The sequence below is a fragment of the Streptomyces sp. NPDC085932 genome (genome assembly GCF_044540525.1).
GTDB classification, from domain to species: domain Bacteria; phylum Actinomycetota; class Actinomycetes; order Streptomycetales; family Streptomycetaceae; genus Streptomyces; species Streptomyces levis.
In genome coordinates this window covers 548,347-562,903 of the sequence record NZ_JBITSJ010000002.1, presented here as the reverse complement: position 1 = coordinate 562,903, position 14,557 = coordinate 548,347, and the positions used below count along the sequence as shown (strand labels likewise).

The 14,557-nt window shown below is 72.6% G+C and carries 15 protein-coding genes and 1 pseudogene; 6 read left to right on the top strand and 10 right to left on the bottom strand.

The features are described from left to right. The first annotated feature begins 19 nt into the window (after nucleotides 1-19). Nucleotides 20-286 (top strand): protealysin inhibitor emfourin, encoded by a 267-nt coding sequence (locus ACIGAQ_RS11720; protein ID WP_311686778.1) that lies wholly within the window; start codon nucleotides 20-22, stop codon nucleotides 284-286. 58 nt (nucleotides 287-344) lie between these two features. Continuing rightward, nucleotides 345-1,676 carry a GH1 family beta-glucosidase gene (locus tag ACIGAQ_RS11715; protein ID WP_399781600.1) on the top strand — a complete coding sequence of 444 codons (1,332 nt, stop codon included), beginning with the start codon at nucleotides 345-347 and terminating at the stop codon, nucleotides 1,674-1,676. Between the two features lie 13 nt (nucleotides 1,677-1,689). On the opposite strand, the gene era is transcribed toward ACIGAQ_RS11715, so the two are convergent. Next, a complete protein-coding gene (era, locus tag ACIGAQ_RS11710) occupies nucleotides 1,690-2,643 on the bottom strand; it encodes a GTPase Era (RefSeq protein ID WP_311686782.1) in 954 nt (317 codons plus the stop codon). 181 nt (nucleotides 2,644-2,824) lie between these two features. Here era and ACIGAQ_RS11705 point away from each other — a divergent pair, with 181 nt between their 5' ends. Then, on the top strand, nucleotides 2,825-4,132 hold the full coding sequence (locus ACIGAQ_RS11705; protein ID WP_399781598.1) for an ammonium transporter: 1,308 nt from the start codon (nucleotides 2,825-2,827) through the stop codon (nucleotides 4,130-4,132). Beyond that, nucleotides 4,129-4,467, top strand: coding sequence for a P-II family nitrogen regulator (locus tag ACIGAQ_RS11700; protein WP_399781595.1), 339 nt, complete (start codon nucleotides 4,129-4,131; stop codon nucleotides 4,465-4,467). The genes ACIGAQ_RS11705 and ACIGAQ_RS11700 overlap by 4 nt, the downstream gene beginning before the upstream one ends. A 26-nt stretch (nucleotides 4,468-4,493) precedes the next feature. Here the strand turns inward: ACIGAQ_RS11700 and ACIGAQ_RS11695 are convergent. From ACIGAQ_RS11695 to ACIGAQ_RS11655, 9 genes and pseudogenes are all read right to left on the bottom strand, one after another. Next, nucleotides 4,494-4,709 (bottom strand): annotated as a pseudogene (locus tag ACIGAQ_RS11695) (hypothetical protein); the annotation flags it as partial. 98 nt (nucleotides 4,710-4,807) lie between these two features. Further along, nucleotides 4,808-5,161 carry a cytidine deaminase gene (locus ACIGAQ_RS11690; protein ID WP_311686788.1) on the bottom strand — a complete coding sequence of 118 codons (354 nt, stop codon included), beginning with the start codon at nucleotides 5,159-5,161 and terminating at the stop codon, nucleotides 4,808-4,810. A gap of 20 nt (nucleotides 5,162-5,181) precedes the next feature. Further along, nucleotides 5,182-5,541 (bottom strand): MmcQ/YjbR family DNA-binding protein, encoded by a 360-nt coding sequence (locus ACIGAQ_RS11685; RefSeq protein WP_311686790.1) that lies wholly within the window; start codon nucleotides 5,539-5,541, stop codon nucleotides 5,182-5,184. Further along, on the bottom strand, nucleotides 5,538-6,842 hold the full coding sequence (locus ACIGAQ_RS11680) for a hemolysin family protein (protein WP_311686792.1): 1,305 nt from the start codon (nucleotides 6,840-6,842) through the stop codon (nucleotides 5,538-5,540). Before ACIGAQ_RS11680 ends, ACIGAQ_RS11685 begins: the two co-directional genes overlap by 4 nt. A 6-nt stretch (nucleotides 6,843-6,848) precedes the next feature. After that, nucleotides 6,849-7,346, bottom strand: coding sequence for an rRNA maturation RNase YbeY (gene ybeY / locus ACIGAQ_RS11675; RefSeq protein WP_311686795.1), 498 nt, complete (start codon nucleotides 7,344-7,346; stop codon nucleotides 6,849-6,851). Between the two features lie 14 nt (nucleotides 7,347-7,360). Beyond that, on the bottom strand, nucleotides 7,361-8,428 hold the full coding sequence (locus ACIGAQ_RS11670) for a PhoH family protein (protein WP_311686797.1): 1,068 nt from the start codon (nucleotides 8,426-8,428) through the stop codon (nucleotides 7,361-7,363). A 180-nt stretch (nucleotides 8,429-8,608) separates the two neighbouring features. Beyond that, entirely contained in the window at nucleotides 8,609-9,745 is a 1,137-nt protein-coding gene (locus tag ACIGAQ_RS11665; protein ID WP_362274648.1) for a PfkB family carbohydrate kinase, read from the bottom strand. A gap of 135 nt (nucleotides 9,746-9,880) precedes the next feature. After that, entirely contained in the window at nucleotides 9,881-11,170 is a 1,290-nt protein-coding gene (locus tag ACIGAQ_RS11660; RefSeq protein ID WP_399781588.1) for a glucarate dehydratase family protein, read from the bottom strand. Next, nucleotides 11,167-12,114: a 5-dehydro-4-deoxyglucarate dehydratase gene (locus ACIGAQ_RS11655; protein ID WP_399781586.1), complete on the bottom strand. Its 948-nt coding sequence runs from the start codon at nucleotides 12,112-12,114 to the stop codon at nucleotides 11,167-11,169. The genes ACIGAQ_RS11660 and ACIGAQ_RS11655 overlap by 4 nt, the downstream gene beginning before the upstream one ends. Before the next feature lie 95 nt (nucleotides 12,115-12,209). Between ACIGAQ_RS11655 and ACIGAQ_RS11650 the strand changes: the two genes are divergently transcribed. Beyond that, nucleotides 12,210-12,992 (top strand): IclR family transcriptional regulator, encoded by a 783-nt coding sequence (locus ACIGAQ_RS11650; RefSeq protein WP_399781583.1) that lies wholly within the window; start codon nucleotides 12,210-12,212, stop codon nucleotides 12,990-12,992. Nucleotides 12,993-13,208: 216 nt separating this feature from the next. Next, nucleotides 13,209-14,534, top strand: coding sequence for an MFS transporter (locus ACIGAQ_RS11645; RefSeq protein ID WP_399783130.1), 1,326 nt, complete (start codon nucleotides 13,209-13,211; stop codon nucleotides 14,532-14,534). The last annotated feature ends 23 nt before the right edge of the window (nucleotides 14,535-14,557 follow it).

Genomic DNA, 14,557 nt, shown 5'->3' with positions numbered 1-14,557 from the left:
TCCGTACTAGACAGGTGCCATGCGTATTCAGGTGAGGCGCACGGGCGGATTCGCGGGCATCGAGCGGCACGCCGAGGTGGACACCTCGGGCCGCTCCGATGCCGCCGAGTGGCACGCGCTGGCCGAGCGGGCGCTCGCGGACGGCCGGACCACGCCGCCGATCGGGGTGCCGGACGGGTTCGCCTACCAGATCACCGTGGACGGGAAGACGGTGTACGCGGCGGATCCGCGGCTGACCGACGACCAGCGCACGCTGATCTCGCGCGTCCTGAAGGAGGGGGCGTAACGGCCGGTTCCCGCCCGGCCGTTGACTTCCGTTACCCCCGGTACGGATGATCCGGCGCATGGCGACTGACGCAGGCACCCCGATCCCCCGTTTCCCGCCCGGCTTCCTGTGGGGCGTGTCCACCTCGGCCCATCAGATCGAGGGCGCGGCGGAGCTGCGCGAGCCGTCCGTGTGGGACGTCTTCACGGCCGAGCCCGGGCGGGTCAAGGACGGATCGACGGCGGCGGTGGCCTGCGACCACTTCCACCGCCACCGCGAGGACGTGGCGCTCCTGGCGGACCTGGGCGTGAACGCCTACCGGTTCTCCGTCTCGTGGCCGCGCGTGCGCTCCGAGGGCGGCCTGGACTTCTACGACCGGCTGGTGGACGACCTGTGCGCGGCGGGCGTGCGCCCGGTGCCGACGCTGTTCCACTGGGACCTGCCGGCGGACCTGGACTGGCTGGACCGCGACACGGCCGCGCGCTTCGCCGAGCACGTCGCGCTGGTCGCCGGCCGGCTCGGCGACCGCGTGAGCCGGTGGATCACGCTGAACGAGCCCGCCGAGCACACCCTGCTGGGCCACGCCCTGGGCGTGCACGCGCCGGGCAGGCGGCTGCTGTTCGACGCGCTGCCGGTCGCCCACCACCAGCTGCTCGCCCACGGCCTGGCCGTCCGCGCCCTGCGCGCAGCGGGCGCCACGGACATCGGCGTCGCCAACTCGCACGGCCCGACCTGGGCCGCCTCGACGGAGGCGGCGGACGTGGAGGCGGCGGACTTCTACGACCTGCTGCTGAACCGCCTGTTCGCCGACCCGCTGCTGCTGGGCCGCTACCCGGACGGCATCGAGGCGCTGCTGCCCGGGGACGTCGAGGCCGACCTGAAGGTGATCGCCGAGCCGATCGACTGGTACGGCGTCAACTACTACGCCCCGACCCGGGTGGGCGCACCGCGGGGCACGGAGATCGACTTCGGCGGGGTCACCATGCCGGCGGAACTGCCCTTCTCCGTGCGGGAGATCGAGGGCCACCCGGTGACCGACTTCGGCTGGCCCGTCGTACCGGAGGGGCTCACGGAGGTGCTCACCTCCTTCCGCGACCGCTACGGCGACCGGCTTCCGCCGGTCGTCGTCACCGAGAACGGCTGCTCGTACCCGGGCCTGGACGACCAGGACCGCATCGCGTACCTGGACGGTCATCTGCGGGCCCTGCACCGGGCGCTGGAGGCGGGGGTCGACGTGCGCGGGTACTTCGTCTGGTCGCTGCTGGACAACTTCGAATGGGCGGAGGGCTACGCCCGCCGCTTCGGTCTGGTGCACGTCGATTTCGAGACCCTGGAGCGGACGCCCAAGGCCTCGTACGCGTGGTTCCGGGAGGTGCTGCGCGCGCAGCGGGAACCCCGGGACCCCCGCTGAGGGGACCCGTTGGTCAGAACCCCAGGCGGCGCAGCTGCTTGGGGTCGCGCTGCCAGTCCTTGGCCACCTTGACGTGCAGGTCCAGGAAGACCGGCGTGCCCAGCAGGGCCTCGATCTGCTTGCGGGACTTGATGCCGACCTCCTTCAGGCGCTTGCCCTTGGGGCCGATGATGATCCCCTTCTGGCTGGGGCGCTCGATGAAGAGGTTGGCGTGGATGTCGAGGAGGGGCTTGTCGGCGGGGCGGTCCTCGCGCGGGAGCATCTCCTCCACCACGACCGCGATGGAGTGCGGCAGCTCGTCGCGGACGCCCTCCAGGGCCGCCTCGCGGATCAGCTCGGCCACCATGACCTGCTCCGGCTCGTCCGTCAGGTCACCCTCGGGGTAGAGGGCGGGACCCTCCGGGAGCATCGGGATCAGCAGGTCCGCCAGCAGCTCGACCTGCTTGTCACCGACCGCCGACACCGGGACGATCTCCGCCCACTCGATGCCCAGCTCCTTGCCCAGCTGGTCGACCGCGATCAGCTGCTCGGCCAGGGTCTTGCCGTCGACGAGGTCCGTCTTGGTGACGATCGCGACCTTCGGCGACTTCTTGATGCCCGCGAGCTCCTTGGCGATGAACCGGTCGCCGGGGCCGAGCTTCTCGTTCGCCGGCAGGCAGAAGCCGATCACGTCGACCTCGGCCCAGGTGGTGCGCACCACGTCGTTCAGACGCTCGCCGAGCAGGGTGCGCGGCTTGTGCAGCCCCGGGGTGTCCACCAGGATCAGCTGCGCGTCCGGGCGGTGCACGATGCCCCGCACGGTGTGCCGCGTCGTCTGCGGCCGGTTGGAGGTGATCGCCACCTTCTGCCCGACCAGAGCGTTCGTCAGCGTGGACTTGCCCGCGTTGGGGCGGCCCACGAAGCAGGCGAAGCCGGCACGGTGGACGGTCTCGCCCGACTCTTCGGATGACTGCATACGAACGCTCATGCCGCCCATTCTCCCTGATCCAACCGGCCCCTCCGCACCGCGGCCCGCGCAGCCCCGGCCGCGTGAGCTTTCCGAAACCCTCACGCAACGAAACACCGTGGAAACACGGCCGTGCGCGGCCGGAAACGCACACCCGTGAACCTCTGACGAGCCCCCGCAGCGTCCACCCGTTGGAGACACCGTGCCCCTGGCCGCCGCACACGCCGACACCGGCGACACCGCCTGGCTGCTCGCCGCCACCGCCCTCGTCCTGCTGATGACGCCGGGCCTGGCCCTCTTCTACGGCGGCATGGTCCGCACGAAGAGCGTCCTGAACATGCTGATGATGAGCTTCGTGTCCATCGCCCTGGTGACGGTGGTGTGGCTGGCGGCCGGCTACTCGCTGGCCTTCGGCGAGGACGCCGCGGGAGGGCTCATCGGTGGGCTCGGCCACGCCGGCATGAGCGGCCTCGGCCCGGACAGCGTCCAGGGCACGGTCCCCACGCTGCTGTTCGCCACCTTCCAGCTCACCTTCGCGATCATCACGGCCGCGCTGGTCAGCGGCGCGGTCGCCGACCGCGCCAAGTTCGGGGCCTGGCTGGTCTTCGTGCCGGTGTGGGCGCTGCTCGTATACGTTCCCGTCGCGCACTGGGTGTGGGGCCCGGGCGGCTGGATCCTGGAGCGGCTCGGCGCGCTCGACTTCGCGGGCGGACTCCCCGTGGAGATCGTCTCCGGTGCCTCTGGACTGGCGTTGTGCCTGGTCCTGGGCCCGCGCATGGGCTTCAAGAAGGAGGCCATGCGGCCGCACAACCTGCCCATGGTGATGCTGGGCGCCGGTCTGCTCTGGTTCGGCTGGTTCGGCTTCAACGCCGGCTCCGCCCTCGGTGCCAACGGCCTCGCCGCGGCCGCGTTCCTCAACACCCTCGCCGCGGGCTGCACCGGCCTGCTCGGCTGGCTCTTCGTCGAGCAGAAGCGCGACGGCCACCCGACCACGCTGGGCGCCGCCTCCGGCGCGGTCGCGGGCCTGGTCGCCATCACGCCCTCGTGCGGGTCCGTCTCCCTGCTCGGCGCCCTGGTCGTCGGCCTCACCGCGGGGACGGTCTGCTCGTACGCCGTGAGCTGGAAGTTCAAGCTGAACTACGACGACTCCCTGGACGTCGTCGGAGTCCACCTGGTCGGCGGGGTCATCGGCACCCTCCTCATCGGCGTCTTCGCCGTCGAGTCGATGACCGGCGGTGCCGAGGGCCTGCTGTACGGCGGCGGACTCGGCCAGCTGGGCAGGCAGCTGGTGGCCGTGGTGGTCGTCGCGGCGTACGCGTTCGGGGTGACGTACGGCATCGGCAAGCTGATCGACGTCACGATGGGCCTGCGCGCCGGCGAGGAGCAGGAGCAGACCGGACTGGACCTTACGGTGCACGCCGAGACGGCCTACGATCACGGGGTCCTGGGGCACGGTGCCCCGGTCTCCTCCGTCGTCTCCCCCGCCCAGAAGGTCACCCCCCAGGCATGAAGCTCATCACCGCGATCGTCAAGCCGTACCGCCTCGACGAGGTCAAGAACGCCCTGCAGGAACTGGGCGTGCACGGCCTGACCGTCTCCGAGGCCAGCGGCTACGGCCGGCAGCGCGGCCACACCGAGGTGTACCGGGGCGCCGAGTACCGGGTGGACCTGGTGCCGAAGGTCCGGATCGAGATCGTCGTGGAGGACGCGGACGCCGAGGCCGTCATCGACGCGGTCGTCAGGGCCGCGCACACCGGCAAGATCGGCGACGGCAAGGTGTGGGCGCTGCCCGTGGAGACGGTCGTGCGGGTGCGCACGGGCGAGCGCGGCCCCGACGCGCTCTGAGCACCGGGGCCGCGTCGCGCTCGTGCTCAGTCGAACACGAACGGGCCCGGTGGCTGCGGCCCGGTCGCCGTGCACGTGATGGTGATGCCGAAGACGGTCATCCGCAGTGAGCCGCCGAAGGCCTCCAGGCTGTCGCCGGAGGCCACGGTGCCGCTGAGGGGGCCGACCCCGACGGGGGCGCCGACGGCCATCGCGGGGTTCTCCGTGCCGGTGAAGCCGACCGTGCCGCCGCCGGCTTTCAACCTGACGGCCCGTCGGAACTTACGGTTCCCTTGATGCCGCTGGGAGCAGGGAGCGGCAAGGTGGAAACCCGCCTGATCACCGGCGGTTACAGCGTGATTCAGCCGGCCGTGACCGTGCTGCGGACCGTCCCGTCCGGCCCCGCCAGCAGCACCGGCGTCTGCGCGCTGCCGAGGTCCCGCACGGCCGCCCGGTCCTCGTCGGACACCGACTCCGCCTCGCTCACCACCGCGGCCGCCTCCAGCGAGCGCGCCCCCGAGGCCACCGCCATAGCCACCGCCGTGCGCAGGGCGCTCAGCTTCAGGGAGTCGAGGGACACCGTGCCCGCGACATAGGTGCGTCCGGTCTCGTCCCGCACGGCCGCCCCCTCGGGCACACCGTTGCGGGCCCGCGCGGAACGGGCCAGGGTGACGATCTTGCGGTCCTCGGGGTCGAGCGCGCTGCTGTCGGTCATGATCCGAGCATACGGAAGCGCTACGGGCGGTCGAGGCGGAGGCGGTCCGCTCGCGGCAGGCCGGCCACGACGAGGTCGTAGGAGTCCTCGACGAGCTCGCGGACCAGCCGGTCCGGGAGGCCGCCGTCGGCGGTGACCGTGTTCCAGTGGCGCTTGTTCATGTGCCAGCCCGGCACGATGAGCCCCTCGTGCTCGCGGCGCAGGCGGACCGCCTCGTCCGGGTCGCACTTGAGGTTGACCTTCAGGGGGCGCGCGTCCAGGAAGGACAGGGCGAACAGCTTGCCCCGCACCTTGAACACCGAGATCTCCGGGCTGAAGGGGAAGTCCTCCTCCGCCGCGTTGAACGACAGGCAGAACGCGCGCAGTTCCTGCGGGGTCACTCCGGCTTCTCCTCCTGGGGCGGCTCGGGCGGGTCCACCGGCTCGGCGAGCACGGTCACGATCTTGTTCCGGCGGCCGGCCGCCGCCTCCGCGGTCAGGCGCAGCTCCCGCCCGTCGGGCAGGGCGACCACGGACGACGCCCCGGCGATGGGCACCCGGCCCAGCGCCTTGGCGAGCAGGCCGCCGACCGTCTCGACGTCCTCGTCGTCGAACTCCTCCAGGCCGTACAGCTCGCCCAGGTCGCCGATGTCGAGGCGGGCGGTGACCCGGAAGCGGTCCTCGCCGAGCTCCTCCACGGGCGGCAGTTCCCGGTCGTACTCGTCGGTGATCTCGCCGACGATCTCCTCCAGGATGTCCTCGATCGTGACGATGCCGGCCGTGCCGCCGTACTCGTCGATGACGACCGCGACGTGGTTGCGCTCCTTCTGCATCTCGCGCAGCAGGTCACCCGCGTTCTTGGTGTCGGGCACGAAGAACGCCGGGCGCATGGCCGTGGACACCTGCTCGGACTCGGCCTCGCGGCTGATGTGCGTCTTGCGGACCAGGTCCTTCAGATACACGATCCCGACGATGTCGTCCTCGCTCTCGCCGGTGACCGGGATGCGCGAGAAGCCGGAGCGCAGGGCGAGGGTGAGGGCCTGGCGGATGGTCTTGAAGCGCTCGATGACCACCAGGTCCGTGCGCGGCACCATGACCTCGCGGACCAGGGTGTCGCCCAGTTCGAAGACCGAGTGCACCATGCGGCGCTCCTCGTCCTCGATGAGCGACTCCTTCTCGGCGAGGTCGACCAGGGCGCGCAGCTCCGCCTCGGAGGCGAACGGGCCGCGCCGGAAGCCCTTGCCGGGGGTGAGCGCGTTGCCGATGAGGATCAGCAGCGACGGGATCGGGCCCATGATCCGGGCCAGCGGGACCAGGACGTAGGCGGAGACCGTCGCCGTGTTCAGCGGGTGCTGGCGGCCGATGGTGCGCGGCGAGACCCCGACGGCGACGTACGACACCAGGACCATGACCGCGATGGCGATCAGCAGGGCCTGCGTGGTGCCGTCGAACTCCTGCAGACAGCCGTAGGTGATCAGCGCGGCGGCGGCCATCTCGCAGGCGACGCGGACCAGCAGCGCCACGTTGAGGTAGCGGGTCGGGTCGGCGGCGACCTGGGAGAGCTTGGCGCTGCCGCGGCGGCCGGAGCGCACGGCCTCCTCGGCGCGGAAGCTGGAGACGCGCGCGAGGCCCGCCTCCGCGCAGGCGGCGAGCCAGGCGACGACCACCAGGGCGACGGCGCCCAGGGCGAGTTGCGGACTCATCGGCGGCTACGAGACCGTCGGCGCCGGGGACGGGCCGGTCAGGCCCCGCTCCGCGCGCCAGCCGTCCACGATGGCCGCCTGGAGGCCGAACATCTCGGCCTTCTCGTCCGGTTCCTCGTGGTCGTAGCCGAGCAGGTGCAGCACGCCGTGGACGGTGAGGAGCTGGAGCTCCTCGTCCATGGAGTGCTGCGTCTCCGCTTCCCTGCCCTGCTTCTCGGCGACCTCCGGGCACAGCACGATGTCGCCGAGCAGCCCCTGCGGCGGCTCGTCGTCGTCCTTGGACGGCGGACGCAGCTCGTCCATCGGAAAGGACATGACATCCGTCGGGCCGGGGAGGTCCATCCACTGGATGTGGAGCTGCTCCATGGCGTCGGCGTCCACGACGATCACCGAGAGCTCGGAGAGCGGGTGGATGCGCATCCGCGCGAGCGCGTAGCGGGCGATGTCGAGGATCGCCTGCTCGTCGACCTCGGTTCCGGACTCGTTGTTGACGTCGATCGACATGGTGCTGTGTGTGTCTACTTCCCCTTGTGCCCGGACTTGCCGCGGCCCTTGTGCGCGCCGTTCTGGGTGCCGTGCTTCGTGTCGTACTGCTCGTACGCGTCGACGATACGGCCCACCAGCTTGTGCCGGACGACGTCCTGCGACGACAGCCGCGAGAAGTGCACGTCCTCCACGCCGTCCAGGATGTCCTGGACCTGCCGCAGGCCGGACTTCGTCCCGTCCGGGAGGTCGACCTGCGTCACGTCACCCGTGATCACGATCTTCGAGTCGAAGCCGAGGCGGGTGAGGAACATCTTCATCTGCTCGGGGCTCGTGTTCTGGGCCTCGTCCAGGATGATGAAGGCGTCGTTGAGCGTGCGGCCGCGCATGTAGGCGAGCGGCGCGACCTCGATCGTGCCCGCCGCCATCAGGCGCGGGATCGAGTCCGGGTCGAGCATGTCGTGCAGCGCGTCGTACAGCGGGCGCAGGTAGGGGTCGATCTTCTCGTAGAGCGTGCCGGGCAGGAAGCCGAGGCGCTCGCCGGCCTCGACCGCCGGGCGGGTCAGGATGATGCGGTTGACCTGCTTGGACTGCAGGGCCTGCACGGCCTTGGCCATCGCCAGGTATGTCTTGCCGGTACCGGCGGGGCCGATGCCGAAGACGATGGTGTGCTTGTCGATCGCGTCCACGTAGCGCTTCTGGTTGAGCGTCTTGGGGCGGATCGTGCGGCCGCGCGAGGACAGGATGTTCTGCGTGAGCACCTGGGCCGGGGTCTCCTGGCCGTCGCTCTCGCCGTTGTCGCTCGCCTTGAGCATGGCGATCGAGCGTTCCACTGCGTCCTCCGTCATCGGCTGCCCGGTGCGGAGCACCAGCATCATCTCGTCGAACACGCGGGAAATGAGGGCGACGTCCTTCGGGTCGCCGACCGCGCTGATCTCGTTGCCCCGGACGTGGATGTCGGCCGCCGGGAAGGCCTTCTCGATCACGCGCAGGAGGGAGTCGCCGGACCCCAGGACGGTCACCATGGGGTGCTGGGCGGGGACGGTGAACTGTGCTCTCGCCTGCTCCTGCGCGGGGGTGTGAGCTGTGGGTGTCTGAGTCATGGGCCGGCGCTGAAGGCCTGCGGTTCCTCCTCGTCACGGCCGCGCAACTGAGGGCGGCCTCACGATTCCCAGGGTACGACGGGGCGGTGACAACGCCGTAGGGGTTTTGGGTCGGGGCTTCTCACGGCTTCTCACCAGGGGTTCCGGAGCGGAGGTCGCGGAGGGGACGGCACTCCTCCGTCACGCCGAGCGGCGGAAACCGATGGTGGGGACGGCTCGCCGCAGCGGCCAGGGCCGCACCAGTTCCTCCGACACCAGGTCGGCCAGGAAGCCGTACCGCTGCAGCGCCTCCGCCGACTGCCCCTCGACGGACTGCACCTTGCGCCACCAGGCCGCGATCTCCGACCAGCCCGGCGCCGACAGGGAGCCGCCGAACTCCTGCACCGACAGCGCCGCCGTCAGCCCGGCGAAGGCCAGCCGGTCCGCGAGCGGCCAGTCGGCCAGCGTCCCGGCGACGAACCCGGCGACGAACACGTCCCCGGCGCCGGTCGGGTCGAGCGCCTCGACCTCGATCGCGGGCACCTCGGCCGTCTCCCCGGTCCGCCGGTCCACCGCGTACGCCCCGTCCGCCCCGAGGGTGACCACGGCCAGCGGCACGTACTCGGTCAGGGCGTGCGCGGCGGCCCGCGGGCAGTCCGCGCCCGTGTACCGCATGGCCTCCTCCGCGTTCGGCAGGAACGCCTCGCAGTGCCGCAGGTCGGGCAGGCCGGCGAGGTCCCACGCGCCGGTGTCGTCCCAGCCGACGTCGCCGAAGACCCGGGTGCCCTTGCTCGCGGCCTGGGCGATCCAGGGCGCGCTGACGCCCGGCGCGAGGGAGGCGACGGCGGCGCGGGCGCGGGGCGGGCACTCGGGGGCCGGTTCCTCGGGGGGCGGCTCGTGGCCGTGCGAGACCATCGTGCGCTCGCCCTCGTAGGCCATGGAGACGGTGACCGGGGAGTGCCAGCCGGGGACCGTGCGCGACGGGGAGAGGTCGATGCCCTCGCCGTGCTCCAGGGCGTCCCAGCAGTAGTCGCCGTAGTGGTCGTCGCCGAAGGCCGCGGCGAGGGACGTGCGCAGGCCGAGGCGGGCGAGCGCGGTGGCCATGTTGGCGACGCCGCCGGGGCTCGACCCCATCCCGCGCGCCCAGGACTCCGTCCCGCGCACCGGGGCGGAGTCGAGGCCGGTGAAGACGATGTCGAGGAAGACCGTGCCGGTGAGGTAGACGTCCCAGGGCGGGTCGTCCGGCGTGCGCAGGGGGGCGAGGGGATCGACCTGGCTCTGGCGGTGCGATCCCTTTCCGGCCGGGCCCTTTCCGGCCGGGGCGGTGGACGCGATCACGATGCGCTCCCTGACGTGGTGCGGATCAGGCCAGTCTGCACCACATCACCGACGACGTGACGCCGATCACGCCGGACCCACCCGGCCCGTCAGCTCGCGCGGGGCCTCCGCACGCCCTCCCCTGGGCCACGCGCCTCACCAGCGCGGCATCGAGGGCGTCCGCCACGCCGGGTCGGCGACCCGCATCGCCGCCGCGTCGTCGCGGTCACGCAGCGCACCGTCGTCCTCCAGCCACCGCCGGTGCAGCGCGGCCAGCCGGTCGCGGTCCAGTTCCACGCCGAGCCCGGGAGCGTCGGACACCGTGACCCTGCCGCCCTCGAAGGCGAGGCGCTCGGTGAGGACGTCCTCCGACTGCCAGGGGTAGTGGGAGTCACAGGCGTGGTGGAGGTCCGGGAGGGTGGCCGCCACGTGCGTCATCGCGGCGAGCGAGATGCCCAGGTGGGTGTTGGAGTGCATGGACACGCCGACGCCGAAGGCACGGCAGACGGCGGCGAGCTGCCGGGTGGCGCGCAGCCCGCCCCAGTAGTGGTGGTCGGAGAGCACGATCTGCACGGCGTCACGGGTGAAGGCCTCCTTGATCTCGGAGAAGGTCGTCACGCACATGTTCGTGGCCAGCGGCACACCGGTCCGCGCGGCGACCTCGGCCATGCCGGCGGTGCCCAGGGTGGGGTCCTCCAGGTATTCGAGGACGTCCGCGAGCTCCTCGGCCACCCGCAGCGAGGTCGCCGGCGACCAGGCGCCGTTGGGGTCCAGCCGCAGCGGATGCCCGGGGAAGGCCGCGGCGAGCGCCCGTACGGCGGCGATCTCCTCGTCGGGCGGGAAGACGCCGCCCTTGAGCTTGAACGAGGTGAAGCCGTACCGCTCCGTGAACCGGCGGGCCTGTTCCACCACCCCGGCCGGGTCGAGGGCGGCGCCCCAGTCGTCCGGCTCGGCCGGCACGCCCCGCGGGTGGCCCGCCCACTTGTAGAACAGGTAGGCGCTGTACTCGACGGCGTCGCGCACCTTGCCGCCGAGCAGCGCGTGCACGGGCAGTCCGAGGGCCTTGCCGAGGGCGTCGAGGCAGGCGACCTCGAACCCGGAGAGCACGGACAGCCGCAGTTTGCCGGCCGTCTGGACGCCGCGCAGGCCGCCGACGTCGACGGCGTTCCCGACCCGGGAGGCGTCCACGGCGACCTCGTCCGCGAGGGTGGGCAGCGCGTTCAGGTCACTGACCCGCCGCCCCTTGAGCCGCTCGGCGAAGGGCCGGGCCAGTTCCAGGTACGTCGTGTCGCCGTAGGTCTCCCCCACGCCGGTGACGCCGTCCGATGTGACGACCTCGACGATCAGCCGCGGCGTGTAGGGCTGGTGCACGCCCTGCGTGTTCAGCAGCGGCGGGTCGGCGACCAGGACCGGCGTCAGCCGGACGTCCGCGACGGTGAGGTTCACAGCGCGGCTCCCACGAGGTCGAGTCCGGTGGCGAGGAGGGTGCCGAGGGCGGCCAGGTCGGCGGGCGAGGGGTCGGTGAGCGGGGCGCGTACGGGGCCCACGGCGTGGCCGCGCAACCGGGCGGCGGCCTTGACCAGGGACACGGCGTACCCGGGGACGCGATCGCGCAGTTCGACGAACGGGACGTAGAAGTCGCGCAGCAGCTTGTCGACCGTGCCGTGGTCGCCGTCGCGCAGGGCGGCGAAGAAGGCGTCGGCGATCTCGGGGGCGAAGGCGTGGACGGCGGAGGAGTAGGCCGGGACGCCGACGGCGGCGTAGGCGCGGGCCTGGAGCTCGGCGGTGGCGGCCCCGTTGAAGAACAGGAAGTCCTCGGGCGCGGCCAGCGTGAGGCGCTGCAGCCGGTCGAGGTCGCTGTGGCCGTCCTTGAGGCCGATGACGGTCGGCAGGGCGGCGACGCGCCGCAGCGAGGCGGCGGTGAAGGCCACCTGGCCGCGCTGGTAGGCGATCAGGGGCAGCGGGGTGCGGGTGGCGAGCTGTTCCAGCTGGGCGACCAGGCCGTCCTGCGGGGCGGCGACGAGGTAGTGCGGCAGGACGAGGAGCGCGTCGGCTCCGGCGTCCTCGGCGACGCGCGCGAACCGGGCGGCCTGTGCCCAGCCGTAGCCGGTGCCCGCGACGACGGGGACGCGGCCGGCCGCCTCCTCGACGGCGATGGTGACGACCTGCCGGTACTCGTCCTCGTCCAGCGAGAAGAACTCCCCGGTGCCGCAGGCGGGGAAGACGGCGCCGGGCGCGGCGGCGAGCCGCTCGGCGACGTGGCGGCGGAAACCGTCCGGGTCGAGGGTGCCGTCGTCGCGGAAGCCGGTCAGCGGGAACGACAGCACGCCGCGCGCCATGCCCTCCCGCAGCCGCTGCGCGACCGCCACCGGTCCAGCGTTCACGGCCATCTCCTCATATAGACGTCATCCATGTATGAGAACGAAGGTTAGGTGGGCGAACAGGGACCGTCAACCGGGCGCAGCGGGACGATTACGATCGGCCCATGTCAGACACAGGGGGCGTCCGCGAGGTGAAGTCCGCGGCGCGCACGGTCGCGCTGCTGGAACTCCTCGCGGCGCGCGGCGACCGCCCGGCCCGGCTCCAGGAGCTGGCCGACGCGCTCGGCGTGCCGCGCAGCTCCATGTACGCGCTGCTGCAGACCCTGATCTCGCGCGGCTGGGTCCGCACCGACGTCACCGGCTCCCTCTACGGCATCGGCATCCACGCCCTGCTCACCGGCACGAGCTACCTCGACTCCGACCCCCGGGTCAGGATCGTGCGGCCGTATCTCGACGAGGCGTCCGAGGCGCTCGGCGAGACCATCCACCTGGGCCGGCTGGACGGGCGGGACGTGGCGTATCTGGCGACGCGGGAGTCGCACGAGTACCTCAGGACGATCAGCCGGGTGGGGCGCCGCCTGCCCGCGCACGTCGGCGCCCTGGGCAAGGCGCTGCTGGCGGAACGCCCCGACAAGGAACTGCCCGAGGGACCGTACGAGGCGCTCACCCCGAACTCGCACACGAGCCGGGAGTCCCTGGCGGCCGACCTCGCGCGGATCCGGGACCGCGGCTGGTCCGTGGACCGCGAGGAGGGCGTACCCGGCATCGTGGGCTTCGGGTTCGCCCTGCGCTACGACACCCCCGCGCAGGACGCGATCAGCTGCTCGGTGCCGGTCGCCCGGCTCACCCCGGAGCACGAGGAGCGGATCGTCGCCGTGATGCGGGAGATCCGGGCCAAGATCGAGGCGACGGTGCCGACGGGCGCCGGGTCGGTGCACTGGCGCTAGCGCGAACGCGCGCGAGGAGCGGCGGCGGGGGGCCTCGGACAGCCGGCGAAGGGCGCTCGTTTACCCGGGCTTCACCACCCCAAACGCAACGTGCTCCACATCACACCCTCCGGGCTCCCGTGCCCGAGTACTTGCTTGATACAAATTGCCCGCGCGTTCCTGTCCGTCGACGGTCGTCGCCCCATCTCCCCTCTTCTGCCGCTCCTTTCGCATGCCCTGGGAACGCCCGTGCTCGCCCCCCGCACCACCCCCTGGCCCCTCGTCGCCCTCTTCACGGCCGGGTACCTCGCTCCGTACCTGCTCCCGACCACCGTGGGCAGACTCGACTCGGCCCTTCCGCTCTCCGCCACACAGTCCGGTGCCGTCGGCAGCGCGCTGCTGCTGAGTTCGGCCGCCGCCGGATTCGCCCTGGCCTCCCGGGTCGAGCGGATCGGCGCCCGCACCCTCGCCCGGCTCGGCCTCGTCCTGGCCGTCCTCGGCTACGGCGGCGCCGCGCTGACCTCCGCCGTCCCGGCCGTCGTCGCCGGCGCGATGGTCGGCGGTTTCGGCTCCGGCACGGCGACGACCGTCGCCGCCACCCTCATCGCAGCCCAGCGCGACCCGCACCGGGCCTCCACCGCCGGGCTGCTGAGCGTCTCCGCCCTCGCGGGCGCCGTGTACCTGACGGTTCCGCACCTGGGCCCGGGGCACGGCCTGCCGCTGTCCGCGATCGCCCTCACGTCCCTGGCCGTCTGGCCGCTGACCGGCCGGCTCCCCTCCGGTCTGCCCGCCGCACCGGCCCGGCAGGACAGGGCCCGTCTGCCGCACGCCCGTTCCGGGCTGGTGCTGGCCGTCGCCATGGTCTGCTGGTCGCTCGCCCAGAACTCCCTGTGGGGCGTGAGCGGACGCATCGGTCTGGAGCAGGCCCGCCTCGGCGAGGCCACCGTCGGTGCCGTGTTCGCCGTGGCCCTGGGCGCCGGACTGGCCGGAGTCCTCGCGGCCGGTGCCCTCGGCGCACGGCTCGGACGTGCCGTGCCGATCGGCCTGGGCACGGTCCTCATCGCCGGCTGCATCGCCGTCAGCGCCTCCGCCACCGGCCTCGGCAGCTTCGCGGCCGGCGAGATCGCCTGGAACACGCTGTACCCGGTGGTGCTGTCGTACCTCATCGGGCTGGCCGCCTCGCTCGACTCGCGCGGCCGCTGGGCGGTGCTGGTCGGCTCGGCGTCCTCGCTGGGCACGGCCGCCGGGCCGCTGACCGGCAGTGTGCTGTCGGCGCAGGCCGGCTTCCCGGTCATGGGCCTGGTGCTCGGCGCCGGCCTGCTGGTGATCGCGCTGCCGATGACCGCCGTGGCCCTGCACACCGGCGGGCGCCCGCTGCTGCCGGGCGCGATCCGCCGCCGCGGCGGGCACCCGGCCGCCCTGGTCGCCGCCGCCACGGGCACGCCCACGGGCGCCGTTCCCGAGATCGGCGCCCCGGAGCAGCCGGTGGTCGAGATCCCCGTGGAGACCCCGGCCGTCCCCGCCCAGCGCGCCTACGGCAAGGCGGGGTCCGAGGTCCTGTGAGGGCCTGGGCCGTGTCCGTACAG